Consider the following 18,214-nt stretch of genomic DNA (forward strand, 5'->3'; position numbering starts at 1 on the left):
CTTACAGCAGCTTTTCAATTTCCTTTCTCAGCTCGCTTGGCTTTGTTTGCGGTGCGAAACGAGCAACAACCTTGCCGTTGCGGTCGACTAAAAACTTCGTGAAATTCCATTTGATCGCCTTTGTTCCCAATGCCCCCGGCGCCTCTTCTTTCAAATATTGAAACAGCGGATGGGCGTTATCGCCATTCACATCCACTTTCGCAAACAGCGGGAACGTCACACCGTAATTCAACTGGCAAAATTGCTCAATTTCCTCTTCCGTCCCCGGCTCTTGGCCGCCGAACTGGTTGCACGGAAAGCCGAGCACAACAAACCCGCGATCGCGATATTCGTCATACAGCTCCTGCAGTTCTTTATACTGCGGGGTAAATCCGCATCGGCTCGCCGTGTTGACAATCAACAGCACGTTGCCTCGATAGACGGAAAGCGGTTGTTCCTCTCCGCGAATGGTTTTGGCGCTGAATTCATATACACTCATGATTTTTCACCTCATCCCTATCATAGCGGATTTCACCGTTTGTTTCCACTTTTTGCGCCACTACTGCCCGGCGAACAGCTGCAATTGTTCAAGTGATGAAACCATATACGGCACCATCTCCGGCAAATCGGCGGCGTTTTCCTCATAAATGAGGCGTGCAAATTCGACCACGGCTTCATTTTCATACGGGCCGTGTTCATGCGGAAACGGAAAGCGGAGCGTTTGCCGGATGATTCGCTCCTTGCCCCAAATCGTCCGCAGCGTTCCTTCAATGAGCGCACAAACGGACGAGCGGCGAACCGGAAGGGTAAACAGAAGAGCGAGCCGGCAGCCGGCCCGGTCGTGATAGAGCCGCTCATTGACCAGCTCAGCAAAATCAAGCGAAAGCCGCGCGGTGCAGACGACGAGCGGATCGGGCGCATCATTCAGCCGAAATGAAATGGCGTACTCCCGGAACAAACGAGCCAAATCGACAAGGTCGCGGCGATCGACCACGGCAATGCGCCCTTGCAAGTCCGCGTCATATATCGCTCCTTCCAACACCGTTTTTAAATTGTCAAAGGCGGTCGGATCCAATCGGGATTCCCCCTTTTTGTTCACAAGCTGTTTTAAGGTTCAAAAAATCAATTGAAGAATGTTGACAAAGTTTTTATAATTAAGGTATTTAGTAACGAGACAGAAACGGAGGGGACACCATTGCCAATCAACATTCCAAAAGACTTGCCGGCGAAAGAAATACTCGAACAAGAAAACATTTTCGTGATGGACGAAGAACGGGCGTATTCGCAAGACATCCGTCCGCTCAACATCATCATTTTAAACTTGATGCCCGAAAAAGAAAAAGCAGAGACACAGTTGCTGCGGCTGCTTGGCAACTCGCCGCTGCAAGTGAACGTCACCTTTTTGCGCCCGGCGACCCATGAGCCGAAAACGACAAGCAAACATCATTTAGAACAATTTTACACGATTTTCCCGCACATTCGCCATCGCAAGTTCGACGGGATGATCATCACCGGAGCGCCGGTCGAGCAAATGCCGTTTGAAGAGGTCAACTATTGGGGAGAATTGACGGAAATTATGGAATGGACGAAAACGAACGTCACGTCAACGTTGCACATTTGTTGGGGGGCACAAGCTGGCTTATACTATCACTACGGCATTCCGAAATACCCATTGCCGGAAAAATGCTTCGGTGTGTTCAACCATACGGTGGAAGTGAAAAACGTAAAACTATTGCGCGGTTTTGACGATGTGTTCCGCATGCCGCACTCCCGCCATACAGACGTCAAGCGCGAAGACATCGAAAAAGTGCCGGATCTCACCATTTTGTCCATGTCTGACAAAGCCGGCGTTTGCCTCGTCGCATCGAACGACGGGCGCCGCATTTTCTTAACGGGCCATCCAGAATATGATGCGACAACGCTCAAAGAAGAATATGAACGCGACTTGGCGAAAGGGCTGCCGATTCACATCCCGGAATCATACTTTCCCAATGATGACCCAAGCCAGCCACCGCTGAACACATGGCGCTCGCATGCCAACTTGCTGTTTGTCAACTGGCTGAACTATTACGTGTATCAAGAAACGCCTTATGAATGGGAATGAAATCAATATATGCAATCATGTTGAACCATCCCGAAAAAACGCCTTGCTGAAACATATGCAAGGCGTTTTTCTCATTTTGGCCGATTGTTTTCGTGTTTCGACAATCGCCCTGTTCTTTTCGTTTTTTTGACATACAATACGATAGATTCCACCAGGAGGTGAACATGATGGGCGCTTGGCATGGAAACAGCTTTGCGTTGATTGTCGTTCTGTTTATTTTGTTGATTATTGTTGGATGTGCCTGCTTGGGCGGATATGCCTACTAACCGAAATCACTGATTGCCTTCATCCGGCCGCCGTGTTTGCCAGCATCCGGCCGGCTTGCAGCGGGAAAGCGGGAACACGAACGCTTCCCGCTTTTTTATGCTGGGCTGTAGACAACCATGCATAGGAATGAAGGCATCGTCCATGCTAAACGTATGACAACAGCAGCCAAAGGAGGTGGAGCTCATGACGAAACGCCCAAACAACGGCAGCCGCAATCAAAACGCGCCAACGCAAGATCCGATGGCCTTGCTTCGCGGCCCGGTTTCCGGCGATAACAGCAAAGGACGGCGGCAAAACAAAATCCAAAATGACAAAACCGATGAAAATGCCTAACCCACAAAAAGAAGAGGGTGTCCCAAAAGGATCGAGACACCCTTTCTCATTACCGTATATAGGTATAAAACAATCATTAAGAAACAATATGTTGTGTTTTGTTAAAGAAAATTACCCTTTTGGGTCAGCCCCTTTGCTTATTACTGTATATATACGCGCAAAATGCTGTCCGAAAACCATATATTGTACTTTATCGAAAGAAAACCAACCTTTTGAGACAGCCTCTTTTTGCTTCTAAAATTCAATCCCTTTCATCGCGGTTCTTCCTTGTTCATAGTCATGCTTGATGAGCTTCATTTCCGTCACGATATCGGCAGCCGCCATCAGCTCCGGGCGCGCCGCGCGCCCCGTGATGACAAGATGGAGCGACGGCGGGCGCGTGCGGATCAGCTCGAGCACCTCGCCGACTGATACGATATCTTCAACGGGAAAGCGGTCAATGGCCAACACATTGTTCAGTTCATCGAGCACAATCATGTCATACCGTCCGGAATACACATATTCTTTGGCCACCGCCCAGGCACGCTTCAATGCTTCGCGGTGGATGTCCGGCGTTTTCGTCCATGTGAAGCCGGCGCCGAGCTGACGGACGTCGACGCCAAGACGCTCTAGGGCCAACTGCTCGCCGTATGTCCGTTCCGGCGATTTCACAAACTGCAAAATCGCGACGTTCATTCCCCGGCCGACGGCACGCAGGGCAAGCCCCAATGCGGCCGTCGTTTTTCCTTTTCCGTCGCCCGTATAAACGATGACACGCCCGCTATGACGAGGCGTCGGCATCGACCACGCCCCCTTGCCGCTCCGGAAACCATTGGAGCGTCTCACGCAGACGAACGACATCGCCGATGATGATGATGGCAGGATGGGAAATGCCCGCCTGTTCCGCCTCGTCTGACAGCGTCGAAAGCGTCGCCGCCACCGTGCGCTGCCGCTCGGTCGTCCCCCATTCAATGATGGCCGCCGGCGTATCCGACGGCTTTCCGGCCGCCATCAACCGGCCGCAAATATCCGGCAAATTGGCCGCTCCCATGTAGACAATGATCGTATCGCATCCTCGAGTCAGCGCCTCCCAATCGATCCGCTCACTCCGATGCCCGCTGACCATCGCCACCGAGGCGGCGTAATCACGGTGGGTGACCGGAATGCCGGCGTACGCCGGCACAGCAATGCCGGATGTCACCCCTGGAACGATTTCAAACGGAATTCCGGCTTTCGCCAACACTTCCGCCTCTTCACCAACGCGGCCAAAAATGCACGGATCGCCGCCTTTTAAGCGGACGACCGTTTTTCCTTGTTGCGCATGCCAAACGAGCAGCTCATGAATTTGTTCTTGAACCGTGTCATGTTTTCCCGGCTCTTTGCCGCAGTAAAGAAGCTCAGCGTCCGGCTTCGCGTAGCGCAGCAGCTTACGGTTGATGAGCCGGTCGTAAATAATGACATCCGCCCGTTCTAGGCATTCGCGGCCGTAAACCGTGATGAGCTTTTCATCCCCCGGCCCAGCGCCGACTAAATACACTTTGCCGACAGTCATCGCCCCTTCTCCCCTTTTGCATTGGCTGTGGAAATGCCCGCCGAGGCGAACGTCGCCATTTCGTTCACCATCGCCGTTGCTGAAATCAAGAGCGGAAACGCTACCGCCGCGCCGCTTCCTTCGCCAAGGCGCATGCCGAGATCCAAAAGCGGCTCCTTCTCTAGCAAACGAAGGGCTATACTGTGCCCCGGCTCTTGCGAACGATGGCCGGCAATCATATAGTCTGTGACGTTCACGGCAAACTGGCGGGCCACAAGGGCAGCCACCGTGCAAATAAAACCGTCAAGCAAAATCGGGATGCGCCGTTCGGCGGCTGCCAGCATCGCCCCGGCCATAGCAGCGATCTCCAACCCGCCGATTTGCGAAAGCCATTCAAGCGGCTTCGCCGGATCCGGTCGATGAAGCAAGAGCGCCCGTCGGATCACGTCCTGTTTATGGGCAAGCATTTCCTCCTTAATGCCGCTTCCTTTGCCAACGATGCGCTCAAGCGGCTCATCGGTCAACGTGGCCAATAAGGCGCTCGCGGCGGTCGTATTGCCGATGCCCATTTCGCCGACAATGAGCGTGCGGACGCCTTGTTCAATGATGGACGCCGCCTGTTCGTAACCGACATGAAGCGCCTGTTCGGCCTCGGACGGCGTCATCGCTTCCGTTTCCGCGAAATTGTTCGTTCCCGGGCGCACCTTTTTCTGAATGACGCGCTCATCAGCAATCGGCACGGCGACACCGACATCAATCACCTGAAGCAACGCGCCGATTTGCCGGCTGAAGGCGTTGATCGCCGCTCCGCCGTTGGCAAAGTTGTACACCATTTGCGCCGTCACTTCGGCCGGATAGGCAGACACCCCTTCTTCCGTGACGCCATGATCGGCCGCAAACACGAGCACTCCGGGCGGAGTGACGCGTGGAAGCAGCTCCCCGGTCATGCCGGCAAGCGTTGCCGCCACTTCTTCAAGACGGCCGAGGCTGCCGGGCGGTTTGGTCAATTGATCGATATAGGCACGCGCTTGTTCAACCATTTCACGGTGGATCGGTGGGATGGAAACATTCATCATGGGCGCACCATATCCCCATCAAGCGGGAATAGGCGCTTCCTCCTTTCTCGTCTATGATTGAGGGGCGAAAAAGCAGCTTTCCCCGTCACGCTTTAGCGCAGAGGAAGGCCGAACACCACCTGCTTTACACTTTGGGATTCACAACCCAACAACCGAGCCAATCATTCGTTGACACTCCACACGCCTAAAGGGCGTGGGATTCTTGGGTCGTTTGCGCCCTCATCCATTTCTGGTTCGGACAACGCCCAAGCTTAGGGGTGTGTCATCACCCCGTCCCATCGGGTTAGGATGTACCCCAATGGGCGGCGCACCTGTGACCAGTGCGCTAGGTTCGGCGGCGAAGCCCGAAATCGCTTTGGCGATGTTGATCGCGCCATTCAGATCGGCATGAATCGCATATCCGCACTTTTGGCATCGGAAGCGGGTGCCGTTTCGGTTCGCTTTCTCCCGATGCCCGCATCGGCATGTTTGGCTTGTATAGGTCGGCTTCACCCACTCCACCCGAATGCCCGCCATTTCCGCTTTATAGGCAATCATCGTTTGCAGTTGATGAAACGACCAAGAATGAAGGCTTCGTCCTGCTTCTTTGGACGATGTTGCCCGCTTCCGAATCCCTGTCAACGCTTCCATCCGAATCACGCCAACACCGTTGGCGAGGGCAAAACGGACGAGTTGACGGCTGATTTTATGGTTTCGATCCTTCATCCAGCGGGACTCTTTACGGCCGATTTTGCGAATCATATGGAACTTCTTCGCTTTGCCCAACGTTCGCCGCAAAGCCGCATATCGTCGGCGAATGAAAGCGCATTGGCTACCCTTGAAAAACAACGATTTCGTTCCAATGCTGACAACGGCGATATAACGAAGTCCCAAATCAACGCCCATTGCCTTGGTGTCTTCCCGTTGTTGGACTTCAACTGTGATCGCGACAGCCAAATTGACGCATCATCTGTTCGATCCGCTCGACCGCCACGTGCTGGCGGACATGAGCGGCAAGCCGGTCGAACGCCTTTTCTTTGAGCGAGCGAAAGGGTCGGACGCCAGAAGGGGCGATTCCTTTTTGGCGGCGAATGCTGTTGAAAAACGCGGTGCGGAACGCATCGTTATGAAACAAATCGTGCATGTACGTGCCCAGCACCCGCTCATCACTGTGCTTCGCCCCTTCATGGCGGCCGTCCGCCTCAATAAGCGGCGCATAGCCAGGAAGCGGCGCCGAGCGGCCCATATGAATCTCGTATCCTTGCACCGAAAACCGCTCGCCCGCCCACGTAAGCATCCCTTCCGTACGGATCGTGATTTTCGTCCGCTCAAGCGTCGTTTCAATCGGCAGCAAACCAAGCCCTTTTACTTCCGGGAGCGGCGTCTCGACTCCATACGGATCGCGGATGACGGCGCCAAGCATTTGATAGCCGCCGCATAAGCCGACGACTCTCGCTTTTCCTTCATTGACAAGCGACACAATGCGGGAAGCGAGTCCTCTTTTCTTCATATAAATCAAGTCTTCGATCGTGTTTTTGCTGCCGGGAAGCACGATTACATCCGGCGCGCCAAGCTCATCGGCGTGCGTGACCAACCGGACGCGGCAGTCCGGTTCTGCCAAAAACGGGTCGATGTCGGTGAAATTGGCGATTTTCGGACAGCGGATGACCACGACATCAATCGCTTCCTCTCCCCCGACAGATGAAGCAAACCGCTCAAGCGACAGCGAATCTTCAGCATCGATCGCCAAATCAGGCAAATAGGGAACGACGCCAAGCACCGGCACGCCGGTGTGCTGCTCAAACCAATCAAGCCCCGGCTTAAGCAGCGCCACATCGCCGCGAAACTTGTTAATGATGACCCCAATGACCCGCTTTCGGTCCTCAGGCTCAAGCAGCCACAGCGTTCCAACGAGGCTCGCGAACACCCCGCCCCGCTCAATATCGCCGATCAACACGACCGGAGCGTTGGCGAGGCGGGCGATGCGCATGTTGACGAGCTCGCGGTCGTTTAAGTTTACTTCCGCCGGGCTTCCCGCTCCTTCAATGACAATCCGGTCATACTCATTCATCAACGTTTCGAGCGACTGACGGATGACAGCCAACCCTTGGTGGAAAAACTCGTTCCGGTAAGCGAACGCCTGCATATTGCCGTACGGTTTGCCAAGCACAACGATTTGCGATTCATGCTCGCGGCTTGGCTTAATCAAAATCGGATTCATCTCGGCGCGCGCCGCCACTCCGGCTGCTTCGGCCTGAATGCCTTGCGCCCGGCCGATTTCTTTCCCGTCCGGCGTTACATATGAGTTTAACGACATGTTTTGCGACTTAAACGGCGCCGTCTTCCAGCCGTCTTGGGCGAACATGCGGCAAAAGGCGGTTGCGATGACGCTTTTGCCGGCATCGGAATGGGTGCCTTGAAACATGATCGGCAGCGCTCTAGCCATCGCGTTTCACCCGCTCGCATTCGGCAAGCCACCGTTCGGCCATCGCCGGGGCGGACGTGAAATGGAAATGAACGTAGCCGGCGACAAGCCGGTGCACTAGACAACCGTCCGGCTTTGTTCCTTTCCGGCCGCTCGTGTCATAAGCAAACGGCGTCTCGCTCCGCGGTTCGTACACCGAATAATGGAATTCATGTCCGCGCGCTGTTTCTCCTTCCGGCAATAGAAAATTCCCTTTCCGCCCGCGCACTTCGCGATAGCCAAGCGCCGCGAGCTTCGTCTTCATCACGACCTTCCCCGGAATGACGCCGACCATGTCGTACGCCTCCCCGCTCGTCGTCACAAGCTGTTCGGTGAGAAACATAAATCCGCCGCACTCAGCCAGCGTCGGCAAACCGGATTCAATCGCCGCCCGGATCGACTGTTTCGCCGCCGTCTGCCGCGCCAGCTCAGCGGCAAATTCCTCCGGGAAGCCGCCGCCGATATACAATCCGTTCACCCCATCCGGAAGCGGCTCGCCGGCGAGCGGAGAAAAGTAGACAAGCTCCGCGCCGCAGGCAGAAAGCATCTCCAGATTCTCCGGATAGTAAAAATGAAAGGCGGCATCTTTGGCAACCGCCACGCGCACGCGATACGGCCGCGAAGGGCGAATGAGCGGCGCCGGAGAACAAAGGGCTGGCGCTTCTGCAATCGAAAGAAGCGTCTCCCAATCGATCGTGCGCGCCACCTTTCTCCCCAGTTCGGCAAAAAACGAATCCAGTTCGCCGCGCTCCACCGACGGCACGAGCCCTAAATGGCGCTCTGGCAGCGCCAACGCTTCGTCTTGCGTGAGAAACCCGACGACCGGCACCCCGCACGTTTGCTCGATGGCCGCTTTGACGAGCCGAAAATGCCCTTCGCTGCCGACGCGGTTGGCAAATACGCCGGCGAGGCGCACATCGGGGCGAAACGTTTGAAACCCATGGACGATGGCGGCGGCGCTGCGGGCCATGCCGGAACAATCGACGACAAGCAGCACCGGGCTTTCGGTCAATACGGCGATTTCAGCCGTCGCCCCCTCGTCAGAAAGCGGCTGTTTCCCGTCAAACAGCCCCATCACCCCCTCGATGATGGCGATATCAGCCCCTTGACAACCGTTGGCGAGCACCGTTTTGACCGCTTCGCTTCCCATCATCCAACTGTCCAAGTTGCGCGCCGGCCGGCCGGTCACAGCCGTATGGTAAGTCGGGTCGATGTAGTCCGGGCCGCATTTAAACCCTTGCACCGTATATCCTTGCTGCCTCATGGCCGCCATCAATCCAAGCGTCACGGTCGTTTTGCCGGCGCCGCTTCCCGGTGCGGCGATGACAAGCCGTCGCATGCCTCTTTCCCCTTTCCCTGCATGGTCGCTTTCTTTTGATGATCGATGAGCGCTACGGAAATCGTCACATTGCCGGACTTCTTTTTCACCAGCGCCAGCCGATCGGCCCCGCTGTACAATTTCGCCGCCGGCTCGCTCACCCCATACGCGCCGGTGTAGCGGTACACCGTTTCCGACGGCGCTTCGATCGGCACCGTGTTCAGCTCTTCTGGCGTATACGCAACCAATTCCCATCTATATTTGTTGACTACCTCCAAAAGTCCTTGTTCATCCTTTTTCAAATCAATGGTGCACACCGCTTTGACGCTTTTCATCGAAAAGCGCAGCTCATTGAGCGTCTCATGGATGACCGCTTCGATTTCGTCAGCCGATGTGCCGCGGTTGCAGCCGATGCCAAGCGCGATTACTTTCGGGCGATACAAAACGCCGTTTTGCAAAATGGCCTCTTCTTCCGGTGCAAGCAGGCGATGAGTGACCACAAGCGCGGCCGCCGGGCGGGCAGCGAGCGCTTCCGCGATTGAGCCGTACACGGTGATGTTTTTCGGCAGCGTCCGGCCCTCCGGCCACCAATCGGGTTCCCCCGACTCTTGCACGATCGCCACCGGCTCTTCATTCACGACCGCGGCGCTCACCGGTGTCAGCTTGTCGGCCGATTCCCATTCCCAGCCGAACTGGCGACCGAACAGATCGACGGCGATTGTCTGCTGCACGTCGGAAGCGGTCGTAATGACCGGGCGGGCGCCCAATATGGCGGCCACACGCCGCGTCAGTTCGTTCGCTCCGCCCAAATGGCCGGAAAGAACACTGATCACATGTTCAGCCTTATCATCGATCACCACGACCGCAGGATCGGTCTTTTTGTCTTTTAACAGCGGAGCGATCATCCGCACGACAGCGCCGAGCGAAATGATGCAAATGAGTCCGTCATAGCGGGCGAACAACTCCGGCAACAAGGCCCTGACGTTGCCGGAAAACAAGCGGATCCCGTGCTTGGCTTCATCGCCGCGGGCGAATTTATCCGTATAATAAACGTCCGCTCCCGCAAGAGCGCCTCCAAGGCGTCGGGCGATCTCGACCCCGTGTTTCGTAATGGCCACGACAGCATAGGCGCCGTGTCTTTCGTTGTTCGCGGCAGCAGCCCCCACCTTACTTCTCCCCCTTTCGATATCCGTGCGTAAACGTGCGGTCGTACAGCTTCGAACGGTAGCCGCGCTCATGAATATGGGGATCGAGCGCCCAACCGGCCAACATGATCGCGTGTTTCGTCACACCATGGCGCCGCATATCGTCAGCCATTGTGGCAACGGTGGAACGAATCACAACTTCATCCGGCCATGTCGCCTTATAGACGATCGCGACAGGCGTATCACCGCTCCAGCCCGCTTCAAGGAGCGCCGCGCTTACTTTTTTGGCAAGCGTCGCGCTTAAAAAAAGAACGAGCGTGCAATGATGCTGCGCCAGCTCCTGCAATTTCTCACGCGGCGGCATCGGCGTCCGCCCCTCGGCGCGGGTGAAAATGACCGTCTGCGTCAATTCCGGAACGGTGAGCTCCGCCTGCACGGCGGCCGCGGCGGCAAACGCCGAACTGACGCCGGGGACGATTTCCACTTCAATTCCTTCTTCTTTCAACAAGGCGATTTGCTCGAGCGTCGCCCCGTAAATCGATGGATCACCGGTATGGACGCGCACGACGAGCCGGCCTTGTCTCACCTTGTCGGCCATCATCGCCACCATTTGCTCCAAATGCATGCCGGCCGTATGAAACACCTCCGCTTCCGGCTTCCGGTAGCGCTCGATCAATTCCGCGCTCACTAGCGAGTCTGTGTAAAAAATGGCGTCGGCAGCAGCAAGAAGCTCGGCGCCGCGAACCGTGATCAAATCCGGCGCTCCCGGCCCCGCTCCTACGATATACAGCTTCACTTTCTCACCACCATCAATGTCAAATATTCGAGCTCCGCTCCGTCGAGCTCCTCGACCTTCCACACGACTTCCTCGCCGGACGTCACTTTCGTCACAACAGCGGCGCGATGAAGCAAATCGAGCTCGCGCAGGAGGCGGATCATCAAGTCGATCACTTTTGCTACTTTAAAAAAGATGACACAATCATGTGCAAGAATCGCGGCTTTCATCGCTTCATAGTCGTCACGCGCCGGCACGATCGCCACTTGCTCATCGCCGTCCGCAAGCGGCAGGCGAAGCCGGGCGGCGGCGGCGTTCGCCGAGCTGACGCCGGGGACGACTTCGATCGGCGCGTCTGGATAGCGTCGCTCCATCACATGCATCAAATGGATGAACGTGCTGTACAACAGCGGATCGCCTTCGGTGACAAACGCCACATCGCGCCCAGCCGACAGTTCCGCCCAAATGGCGTCGGCTGCTTCGTTCCATTTTGGTTCAAGCACGGCCACGTCTTTTGTCATCGGAAAATGAAGCCCAAGCCGGCGTTTTTCCTCCGGCGCAAAATACGCGTCGATAATTTGTTCGGCATAGCTTTTGCTTTGCCGCCCTTTTTTTGGATAGGCGATGACATCCGCTTCTTTTAGGCGGCGGTATGCTTTCACCGTCATGAGCTCTGGATCGCCCGGGCCAACACCGATGCCGTACAACGTGCCGGTCATTCGTCTCCCTCCCGCTTGGCTGTCATGATATACACCGGATTGAGCGCCTCAAAGCGCGTCAACTCTAAAATGGGCTTGCTTCGCGACACTTGCGCGAGCGTGATGTCAACATGAAATCCACGGCTGCGCAGCTCGCGGCCCGCTTCAGCAAGCGTCTCAACCGTTGCCGCGTTGATCACGATGCGTCCATTTTTCTTCAGCCGTTTCGCACAGACGTCCAACAACGGCGACATCGCGCCTGACGTGCCGCCGATAAAGATGGCATCCGGGTCGGCAAACTCATCGAGCCGATCGGGCGCCCTGCCGTGCACAAGCGTGATGTCAACGCGGAATTTGCGCAAGTTTTGCCGGCAAATCTCGAGGTCGTATTCATTTTTTTCAATCGCAAACACCGCCCCGTCGCGGGCGATTTTCGCCGCTTCAATCGCGACCGAACCGGTGCACGTCCCAATGTCCCAGACGACGCTGTCCGGGCGCAAGCGCAAGGCGCTTACGCTTAAGACGCGAATTTCTTTCTTTGTAATCAGCCCTTTGTCCGGCTTGCGTTGGAAAAATTCATCATCGTCAATGCCGAGCGGCCAAATCGGACCAGGAGCGGTTTGCCGCAAAATGACTATGTTTAATGGAAGAAACTCGGTTTCTGCCATTTCTTCTAGCTTGAAAAACCGGCATCGCTCATTCGGCCCGCCGAGCTCCTCGCCGACAAACGCCTCATATTCCGTCATGCCGTACTCGAGCAAATAGCGGGCGATGGCGGCCGGCGAGTTCGTCTCATCGGTTAAGATGGCGACTTTGCGCCGCCCGTCGACCCGCTGAGCCAAACCGGTGAGCGGCCGGCCATGGACGCTGACAAACGCCGCGTCTTGCCAAGACTCGCCCATTTTCGCAAACGCCCATTGCACTGAGCTGACGGCCGGATACACGTCGATCGGCAATTTGCCGGCCAAATAGCTGCCGATGCCGTAAAAGAGCGGATCGCCGGAAGCAAGCACGACCGTGTTGCGCGTCTCATGGCGGAGCCGCTCCACCAGCTCCGCCAGTCCGCGGCGGATGATGATCGTTTCTCCTTTGTATTCAGGAAACATCGCCAGCTGCCGTTCGCCGCCGACAAGCAGCTCGCTTTCATCAATCCAGCGTCGATACAGCTCAGGAAGACTTGCTTGCCCATCAGCACCCACACCGATCAACTTCATCGTCCCCATCGGTCTGCACCGCCTTTCCTAATTGTTGTCCGTTCATTGTGTAAATGGACGTCGCCACCGTCAGACCGCCTCCCACTTCGTGAAGCGCCGCCTGGCAGCACGCTTCGCACAAAAGCTCGAAAAACTTCATGCAACCGGCCTCTTGCATCATGTCGCCGACTTGCGCCGCCGTATTCGCGCCGCGCACCGCAGCCACCAGTTCTGGGCCAGCACCTGCCTGCTCGGCGATGGCAGCCAAAAAGCCAAAGTCGACCGGGGCGCTTTTCGAGTGCACCATCATCACTCCTTGAGCGACTTTCGAAAATTTCCCCATCATCCCGACCATCGACACCATCTTGATGCCAAGCCGTTTGCATTGTTTCAGCGTAAAGCCGACAAAATCGCCCATTTCGATAAACGCTTCTTCCGGCAAATGCGGATATTCTTGCATGGCGTATTTCTCGCTCCGCCCCCCGGTTGTGATGACAACATGGCGGCAGCCGTTCGCTTTCGCCACTTGAAGCGCCTGCACGATGCTCGCCCGGTAGGCGGCGGTGGAGAACGGAACGACGATGCCGCGCGTCCCCAAAATCGAAATGCCGCCAATGATGCCTAGTCTCGGGTTCAACGTTTTTTTGGCGATTTCCTCGCCGCCGGGCACAGAAATGACGACCTTCACCCCGCGATGTAGACCGTATTGCGCCAGCACTTCATTGACGGCTTCGCGGATCATTTGCCGCGGCACTGGATTGATCGCCGCTTCCCCGACCGGCACCGGCAAGCCGGGTTTGGTGACGCGTCCGACCCCTTCACCGCCGTCGATATGAACGCCCGGCGACGAGGCCCACGAGACAGTGGAAACGATGAGCGCGCCGTGCGTCGCATCTGGGTCATCGCCGCCATCCTTCACGACCGAGGCCGTCGCCGTTTCGCCATCGAACGAACAAGAGGCGAGCGAAAAGGTCACCACCCGCCCGATCGGAATCCGAATCGTCGCCTCCGCCTGCACTTGGCCAGTGATGAGCGCCGTGAGCGCGGCTTTCGTTGCCGCTGTCGCGCACGATCCGGTCGTATACCCTTCACGCAGCGTTTTTTTCGTTTCCATCGTTCGTCACGCTCGCTCGGCAAGCAGCGATAACGCATTCAAGGCGGCGACAGTCACGGTGCTTCCTCCTTTGCGGCCGCGGTTGGTGATGAACGGCACATCGAGCTTCGCCAATTCTTCTTTCGATTCCGCCGCCGAGACGAATCCGACCGGCAAGCCGATCACCAATCCCGGCCGCGCCTCTCCTTCTTTGATGAGGCGAATGAGCTCCAATAACGCTGTCGGAGCGTTGCCGATGGCAAAAATGCCGCCTTCCGCTTCTTTCACCGCTTTGCGCATAGCCACAATCGCCCTCGTCGTATTCAACCGTTTCGCTTCCGCGATCACGTCTTCATCAGAAATATAGACGCGCACCGCGCTGCCGAACTTCGCAAGCCGCGCTTGATTGACGCCGGCTTGCACCATTTGCACATCGGCGACGACGAGCTTGCCGCTGCGAATGGCATCAATGCCTGAGCGGATCGCATCCGGGTGGAAAATGAGGCTTTTGCCCAGCTCAAAATCAGCCGATGCATGGATGACGCGCTGAACGATTCGGTATTGTTCTTCTGTAAATGAATGCTCGCCGATCTCTTCATCAATGATTTGAAAGCTGCGCGCTTCAATTTGTTCCGGCTGCACCGTCGCCGGACGAAATGTTGTATGGAAGTCCATGACAATTCTCTCCTTTCTTCATGATCGCTTGCATGAGCGGCCGCTAGAAGCCCATTCCTTCCATCCGTGCGCTTCGCTTCCCGCATGAAGGCAACAAGCTCAGACGCATGGGACGCCATTGGCGCGAAAAACGTTTTGCTGTTTTTTCTGAAAACACGTTTTACACGGTTGGAAGCGGCGCATGTTGCTTCAACGCATCGAGCACGCCGGCAAAATCGTGATGCACGATGCCGTATGACAACCGTGGGCGGCGGATGACGATGACCTCGATGCCGAGCTCCTCGGCGGCAGCGATTTTCTCATCGACAAACCCGACTTTGCCGCTTTCTTTCGTGACGACGACCGTGACGCCGAAATGGCGGTACAGCGCCCGATCGAGCTCTTTCGTAAACGGCCCTTGCATCATGACGATCTGCTCTTGGGAAAACCCAAGACGCTCGCATTTGTCCAAATTGTCTTTTCTCGGGAGCATCCGTGCAATCACCTTGACGTCCGGGCGCCCGATGAGCCTCGCGGCGAAAATGTCGAGCGTTTTGCTGCCGGTCGTCAGCATCACGACGCCGCCTTTTTCCGCCGCCAGCTCGGCGGCTTCTTCATAGCTATCGACAAACGTCACCTTCTCGGATGAAAGCGAAGACGCCTGCCGCTCATAGCGGATGTACGGCAATTCGGCAGCGGCCGACGCTTGCATGGCGTTTTTCGACGCCTCCTCCGCAAATGGATGGCTCGCATCGACAATCGCTTTGGCTCCCTCGGCTTTGGCCAGCTCGGCAAGCTGGGACGCATCCAAGCGGCCGACGTAGGCGCGAATGCCGGATGACCGAAGCTGTTCGGCCGCGTGATCGGTGACGACCGTCGCCGTGACCGAATAGCCAGCTTGTTGGATCATCACCGCCAATTCGCGGGCATCGCTCGTCCCTGCCAACATCAAAATCATCAGCGCTCCTCCTTTTTGTTTTTTAGTGATGATGGTGATGATGATGGTGAGAAACGTGCAGCCGGTATTGACAGACATCGCAGTTCATCGCCACCGTTTGATCGAGCACTTCTTGCAGGCGGTCAAGCACGATATCGATCAGTTTCGGATGAAAGCCGACATAATCGGCCAGCGCAAATGAGACGTGCGGGTGATCGAGGCGGTATTGCGCCACTTGCCGTTCAAGCCGCTTGATGAGCACACCGGTGAACAAAAAATACGGCAAAACGACGATCCGCTTCGCCCCAAGCATGAGACAGCGGCGGACGGCGTCATCAAGCGACGGCGTCGTCACCCCCATAAACGCCGGCTCGATGAGCGCATAGCCCGTTTGTTCCCAAAACAAGCGGGCGATTTTATACAAGTCGCTGTTCGCGTCCGGGTCGCTCCCGCCGCGGCCAAGCAAAATGACCGCTGTTCCGTCATCAGGCTGCTCCGGCCGCTCGCCGATTTCTTGCAGACGCTCGCGCAAAATCGCGAACGTCTGCTCATGAACGCCGATCGGCCGTCCATATCGAAACATGATGTGCGGATAGCGCGCTTTCGCCTCATCGATTTCCGCCGGGATGTGCAGCTTCGAATGCCCAGCCGGCAATAAAATGAGCGGAATGACCGCCACTTCCGCCGCTCCGGCCTCAACGCACCGCGCGATTCCTTCGCTGATCGACGGACGGCCAAACTCTAGAAAACTCGTTTCAACATGGAAAGAAGCAGAAAGACGCGGCCGCAGGCGGTCGACAAACTGCTGTACTTGCTCATTTCCTTCCGGGTCGCGGCTTCCATGGCCGACAAACAAAATGGCTCTCATATTCGCTCTCCTCTCTTTTATATCACTCCATCCGAGGTTACTCACCGCATGCCGGCGTTTCGATCTTCGCCGCCGTCTTGGCCTCCTCGTACGAAAAGCGGCCGATTTGTTTCACGCGGGCAAAAAACTTATGAAATCGTTCGTTCGGATGAGCATGTTCTTTGTACTGTTCAATGATGTCCGCCACAATGGCCACCATCTCTTCCGGCGGGATGCCTTCCGCAACGAGCTGGCCAGGATGGGCGTTGCGGCCGACCGTTTTCCCGCCTAAAAACAAGTCAAATTTCCCTTTCCGGTACACAAGCCCGATGTCTTCGCGCACCGCGCCGTAGCATGCCATCCCGCAGCCGTTGATGCCAAGCTTCAACTCTTTCGGCAGCGCCATGCCCCCAAATCGCCGCGCCAATTCCTCGGCATATGGAATCGCGTCTTTTTTCTCTCCATCGCAAAAGTCGCATGCCTTCACCGTCAGCACATCACCAACCGGCATCACCATCAGTCCGACAGCAGCGAGCCGATCGACAAGCCCTTTTGGATCCTCTGTCACCCGCTCGATTTTGATATAATGATCCGGCGTGTACGTCATTTTCCCGTCCGGTCCGACCGCTTCGGCAAGCGCGATGAGCTGCTCCGGAGTAAACTGCTTGTTGGCCACCCCTGGGCTCACTGCCGCTTCGAACAGCACGGCGGACGCCTTCTTTGTCGTTCTTCTTTCCAATGCTGCAAGCGCGTCCTCCGCTGTTTCTCTCACCCGATGCAACAGAGCGGATGACGGCCGGTTTTCCGTTTGGACGAATGGCTCCTCCGGCAGCGGAAAAGCGGAAGCTGCCGGCGCCAATCCAGCTTCCTTCTCGGCCGCGTCCACAGCTGGCGGCAAAACCGCTACGGCGGCAAAACCGCGGTCTTTCTCGTCCCCGAAAGCGGAGGCAGCCGCGACAAACGGCCGAAACGCTTCTCCGTTTTCTTCGTCCGGCTCTCTCAGCGGCTTCGTCTGGTCGAGCGCCCATGGCTCTGCCTCTTTGCGCAGCCGTTCATGCGGTTTGAGCGGCTGGACGGCGGCTGCTAGTTGATACTTGCGCTGGTAGCCGCGCGGCGTGATCATGAGCCCATCGTAAACAAAAGTCGTCGAGTTGCCGATAATGACCGTCGTCAACATGCCGATCTCATGGTCCAGCATATGCGCCAAGTCGGTGAGAACGATATGCTGACGCTCGCGATACGCGCTTTTTACCAGACCGACCGGGGTCTCCGGAGACCGGTGGCGAAGCAGGATGCGCTGCGCCTCCACAATCTGCCGAGTGCGCCGCCCGCTTTTCGGATTGTACAACGCAATGACAAAATCGGCCGCCGCCGCGGCGTCAATCCGCTTTTCAATCAGCTCCCACGGCGTCAAATGATCGCTCAAACTGATCGTACAGGCATCGTGCATAATCGGGGCGCCAAGCAGCGCCGCGCACGAATGAATCGCGGAAATGCCGGGGATGACTTCGACTTCAATCGGACTCGCTTTCGTCCACCCTTTTTCGATCAACACTTCATACACGAGCCCCGCCATGCCGTACAACCCGGCGTCGCCGCTGGAGATGACGGCAACCGTTTTGCCGCGCTCGGCCCACTTCACCGCCGCTTGGGCGCGGCTCACTTCTTCGGTCATGCCCGTGCTAATGATCTCTTTTCCAGCAATGAGATCGCGCACAAGTTCGATGTACGTTTTGTAGCCGATGATGACGTCGCTTTCTTCAATCGCTTCCCGAGCCCGTTTCGTCATATGGTCGACGCTTCCCGGGCCGAAGCCGACAATGAGCAATTTGCCGCTCATCA

At 56.6% G+C, this 18,214-nt stretch carries 19 protein-coding genes and 1 pseudogene; 3 read left to right on the forward strand and 17 right to left on the reverse strand.

Features of this window, described 5'->3' with window-relative positions:
- Position 1: 1 nt before the first annotated feature.
- Together QWV57_RS08995 and QWV57_RS09000 are read right to left on the reverse strand one after the other, a co-directional pair.
- Positions 2 to 478, reverse strand: coding sequence for a glutathione peroxidase (locus tag QWV57_RS08995; RefSeq protein WP_013145288.1), 477 nt, complete (start codon positions 476 to 478; stop codon positions 2 to 4).
- 60 nt (positions 479 to 538) lie between these two features.
- Complete coding sequence (locus tag QWV57_RS09000; RefSeq protein WP_301101968.1) at positions 539 to 1,054, reverse strand: hypothetical protein; 516 nt, start codon at positions 1,052 to 1,054, stop codon at positions 539 to 541.
- 120 nt (positions 1,055 to 1,174) lie between these two features.
- On the opposite strand from QWV57_RS09000, the gene metA reads away from it, so the two are divergent.
- The 3 genes from metA to QWV57_RS09015 all read left to right on the forward strand — a co-directional run bounded on the left by metA (position 1,175) and on the right by QWV57_RS09015 (position 2,683).
- Positions 1,175 to 2,083, forward strand: a complete 909-nt coding sequence (metA, locus tag QWV57_RS09005; RefSeq protein ID WP_011231279.1) for a homoserine O-acetyltransferase MetA — start codon at positions 1,175 to 1,177, stop codon at positions 2,081 to 2,083.
- 167 nt (positions 2,084 to 2,250) lie between these two features.
- Positions 2,251 to 2,349, forward strand: coding sequence for a YjcZ family sporulation protein (locus QWV57_RS09010; protein ID WP_011231280.1), 99 nt, complete (start codon positions 2,251 to 2,253; stop codon positions 2,347 to 2,349).
- A gap of 184 nt (positions 2,350 to 2,533) precedes the next feature.
- Positions 2,534 to 2,683 carry a hypothetical protein gene (locus tag QWV57_RS09015; protein ID WP_011231282.1) on the forward strand — a complete coding sequence of 50 codons (150 nt, stop codon included), beginning with the start codon at positions 2,534 to 2,536 and terminating at the stop codon, positions 2,681 to 2,683.
- Between the two features lie 234 nt (positions 2,684 to 2,917).
- Here QWV57_RS09015 and cobO read toward each other — a convergent pair whose 3' ends face one another.
- From cobO to cobJ, 15 genes and pseudogenes are all read right to left on the reverse strand, one after another.
- Positions 2,918 to 3,463, reverse strand: a complete 546-nt coding sequence (gene cobO, locus QWV57_RS09020) for a cob(I)yrinic acid a,c-diamide adenosyltransferase (RefSeq protein ID WP_013145285.1) — start codon at positions 3,461 to 3,463, stop codon at positions 2,918 to 2,920.
- Complete coding sequence (cobA, locus tag QWV57_RS09025) at positions 3,444 to 4,214, reverse strand: uroporphyrinogen-III C-methyltransferase (protein ID WP_081132594.1); 771 nt, start codon at positions 4,212 to 4,214, stop codon at positions 3,444 to 3,446. Before cobA ends, cobO begins: the two co-directional genes overlap by 20 nt.
- Entirely contained in the window at positions 4,211 to 5,269 is a 1,059-nt protein-coding gene (cobT, locus tag QWV57_RS09030) for a nicotinate-nucleotide--dimethylbenzimidazole phosphoribosyltransferase (protein WP_301101972.1), read from the reverse strand. The genes cobA and cobT overlap by 4 nt, the downstream gene beginning before the upstream one ends.
- A gap of 219 nt (positions 5,270 to 5,488) precedes the next feature.
- Positions 5,489 to 6,205: pseudogene (locus tag QWV57_RS09035) on the reverse strand (RNA-guided endonuclease TnpB family protein); the annotation flags it as partial.
- Positions 6,183 to 7,694 carry a cobyric acid synthase gene (locus QWV57_RS09040; protein WP_020754794.1) on the reverse strand — a complete coding sequence of 504 codons (1,512 nt, stop codon included), beginning with the start codon at positions 7,692 to 7,694 and terminating at the stop codon, positions 6,183 to 6,185. The gene QWV57_RS09040 and the pseudogene QWV57_RS09035, both read right to left, overlap by 23 nt.
- A complete protein-coding gene (locus tag QWV57_RS09045; RefSeq protein ID WP_020754793.1) occupies positions 7,687 to 9,051 on the reverse strand; it encodes a cobyrinic acid a,c-diamide synthase CobB in 1,365 nt (454 codons plus the stop codon). Before QWV57_RS09045 ends, QWV57_RS09040 begins: the two co-directional genes overlap by 8 nt.
- Positions 8,997 to 10,196, reverse strand: coding sequence for a cobalt-precorrin 5A hydrolase (locus QWV57_RS09050; protein ID WP_020754792.1), 1,200 nt, complete (start codon positions 10,194 to 10,196; stop codon positions 8,997 to 8,999). Before QWV57_RS09050 ends, QWV57_RS09045 begins: the two co-directional genes overlap by 55 nt.
- 1 nt (position 10,197) lies before the next feature.
- Complete coding sequence (cobM, locus tag QWV57_RS09055; RefSeq protein ID WP_033025425.1) at positions 10,198 to 10,971, reverse strand: precorrin-4 C(11)-methyltransferase; 774 nt, start codon at positions 10,969 to 10,971, stop codon at positions 10,198 to 10,200.
- Positions 10,968 to 11,669, reverse strand: coding sequence for a precorrin-2 C(20)-methyltransferase (gene cobI, locus QWV57_RS09060; protein WP_020754789.1), 702 nt, complete (start codon positions 11,667 to 11,669; stop codon positions 10,968 to 10,970). The genes cobM and cobI overlap by 4 nt, the downstream gene beginning before the upstream one ends.
- A complete protein-coding gene (locus tag QWV57_RS09065; RefSeq protein WP_020754788.1) occupies positions 11,666 to 12,871 on the reverse strand; it encodes a bifunctional cobalt-precorrin-7 (C(5))-methyltransferase/cobalt-precorrin-6B (C(15))-methyltransferase in 1,206 nt (401 codons plus the stop codon). The genes cobI and QWV57_RS09065 overlap by 4 nt, the downstream gene beginning before the upstream one ends.
- Positions 12,837 to 13,955: a cobalt-precorrin-5B (C(1))-methyltransferase gene (locus QWV57_RS09070; RefSeq protein WP_014195897.1), complete on the reverse strand. Its 1,119-nt coding sequence runs from the start codon at positions 13,953 to 13,955 to the stop codon at positions 12,837 to 12,839. The genes QWV57_RS09065 and QWV57_RS09070 overlap by 35 nt, the downstream gene beginning before the upstream one ends.
- Before the next feature lie 6 nt (positions 13,956 to 13,961).
- On the reverse strand, positions 13,962 to 14,609 hold the full coding sequence (locus QWV57_RS09075; protein ID WP_014195898.1) for a precorrin-8X methylmutase: 648 nt from the start codon (positions 14,607 to 14,609) through the stop codon (positions 13,962 to 13,964).
- A 160-nt stretch (positions 14,610 to 14,769) separates the two neighbouring features.
- Positions 14,770 to 15,546 carry a precorrin-6A reductase gene (gene cobK / locus QWV57_RS09080; RefSeq protein WP_033005390.1) on the reverse strand — a complete coding sequence of 259 codons (777 nt, stop codon included), beginning with the start codon at positions 15,544 to 15,546 and terminating at the stop codon, positions 14,770 to 14,772.
- 22 nt (positions 15,547 to 15,568) lie between these two features.
- The gene (locus QWV57_RS09085) at positions 15,569 to 16,393 is read right to left on the reverse strand and encodes a sirohydrochlorin chelatase (RefSeq protein ID WP_033005389.1); all 825 of its coding nucleotides are present in this window, start codon (positions 16,391 to 16,393) and stop codon (positions 15,569 to 15,571) included.
- Between the two features lie 37 nt (positions 16,394 to 16,430).
- Positions 16,431 to 18,212, reverse strand: a complete 1,782-nt coding sequence (gene cobJ, locus QWV57_RS09090; RefSeq protein ID WP_083509277.1) for a precorrin-3B C(17)-methyltransferase — start codon at positions 18,210 to 18,212, stop codon at positions 16,431 to 16,433.
- Between the last annotated feature and the right edge of the window lie 2 nt (positions 18,213 to 18,214).

It is taken from the genome of Geobacillus zalihae (assembly GCF_030414215.1).
Taxonomy (GTDB): domain Bacteria; phylum Bacillota; class Bacilli; order Bacillales; family Anoxybacillaceae; genus Geobacillus; species Geobacillus zalihae.

What these genes read in the sequence shown, in the direction of transcription:
- QWV57_RS08995 (WP_013145288.1), bottom strand. Translation starts at nt 478, where the DNA reads ATGAGTGTATATGAATTCAGCGCCAAAACCATTCGCGGAGAGGAACAA.
- QWV57_RS09010 (WP_011231280.1), top strand. Translation starts at nt 2,251, where the DNA reads ATGGGCGCTTGGCATGGAAACAGCTTTGCGTTGATTGTCGTTCTGTTT.
- QWV57_RS09015 (WP_011231282.1), top strand. Translation starts at nt 2,534, where the DNA reads ATGACGAAACGCCCAAACAACGGCAGCCGCAATCAAAACGCGCCAACG.
- cobO (WP_013145285.1), bottom strand. Translation starts at nt 3,463, where the DNA reads ATGCCGACGCCTCGTCATAGCGGGCGTGTCATCGTTTATACGGGCGAC.
- cobA (WP_081132594.1), bottom strand. Translation starts at nt 4,214, where the DNA reads ATGACTGTCGGCAAAGTGTATTTAGTCGGCGCTGGGCCGGGGGATGAA.
- cobT (WP_301101972.1), bottom strand. Translation starts at nt 5,269, where the DNA reads ATGATGAATGTTTCCATCCCACCGATCCACCGTGAAATGGTTGAACAA.
- QWV57_RS09040 (WP_020754794.1), bottom strand. Translation starts at nt 7,694, where the DNA reads ATGGCTAGAGCGCTGCCGATCATGTTTCAAGGCACCCATTCCGATGCC.
- QWV57_RS09045 (WP_020754793.1), bottom strand. Translation starts at nt 9,051, where the DNA reads ATGCGACGGCTTGTCATCGCCGCACCGGGAAGCGGCGCCGGCAAAACG.
- cobI (WP_020754789.1), bottom strand. Translation starts at nt 11,669, where the DNA reads ATGACCGGCACGTTGTACGGCATCGGTGTTGGCCCGGGCGATCCAGAG.
- QWV57_RS09065 (WP_020754788.1), bottom strand. Translation starts at nt 12,871, where the DNA reads ATGGGGACGATGAAGTTGATCGGTGTGGGTGCTGATGGGCAAGCAAGT.
- QWV57_RS09070 (WP_014195897.1), bottom strand. Translation starts at nt 13,955, where the DNA reads ATGGAAACGAAAAAAACGCTGCGTGAAGGGTATACGACCGGATCGTGC.
- QWV57_RS09075 (WP_014195898.1), bottom strand. Translation starts at nt 14,609, where the DNA reads ATGGACTTCCATACAACATTTCGTCCGGCGACGGTGCAGCCGGAACAA.
- cobK (WP_033005390.1), bottom strand. Translation starts at nt 15,546, where the DNA reads ATGATTTTGATGTTGGCAGGGACGAGCGATGCCCGCGAATTGGCGGTG.
- QWV57_RS09085 (WP_033005389.1), bottom strand. Translation starts at nt 16,393, where the DNA reads ATGAGAGCCATTTTGTTTGTCGGCCATGGAAGCCGCGACCCGGAAGGA.
- cobJ (WP_083509277.1), bottom strand. Translation starts at nt 18,212, where the DNA reads ATGAGCGGCAAATTGCTCATTGTCGGCTTCGGCCCGGGAAGCGTCGAC.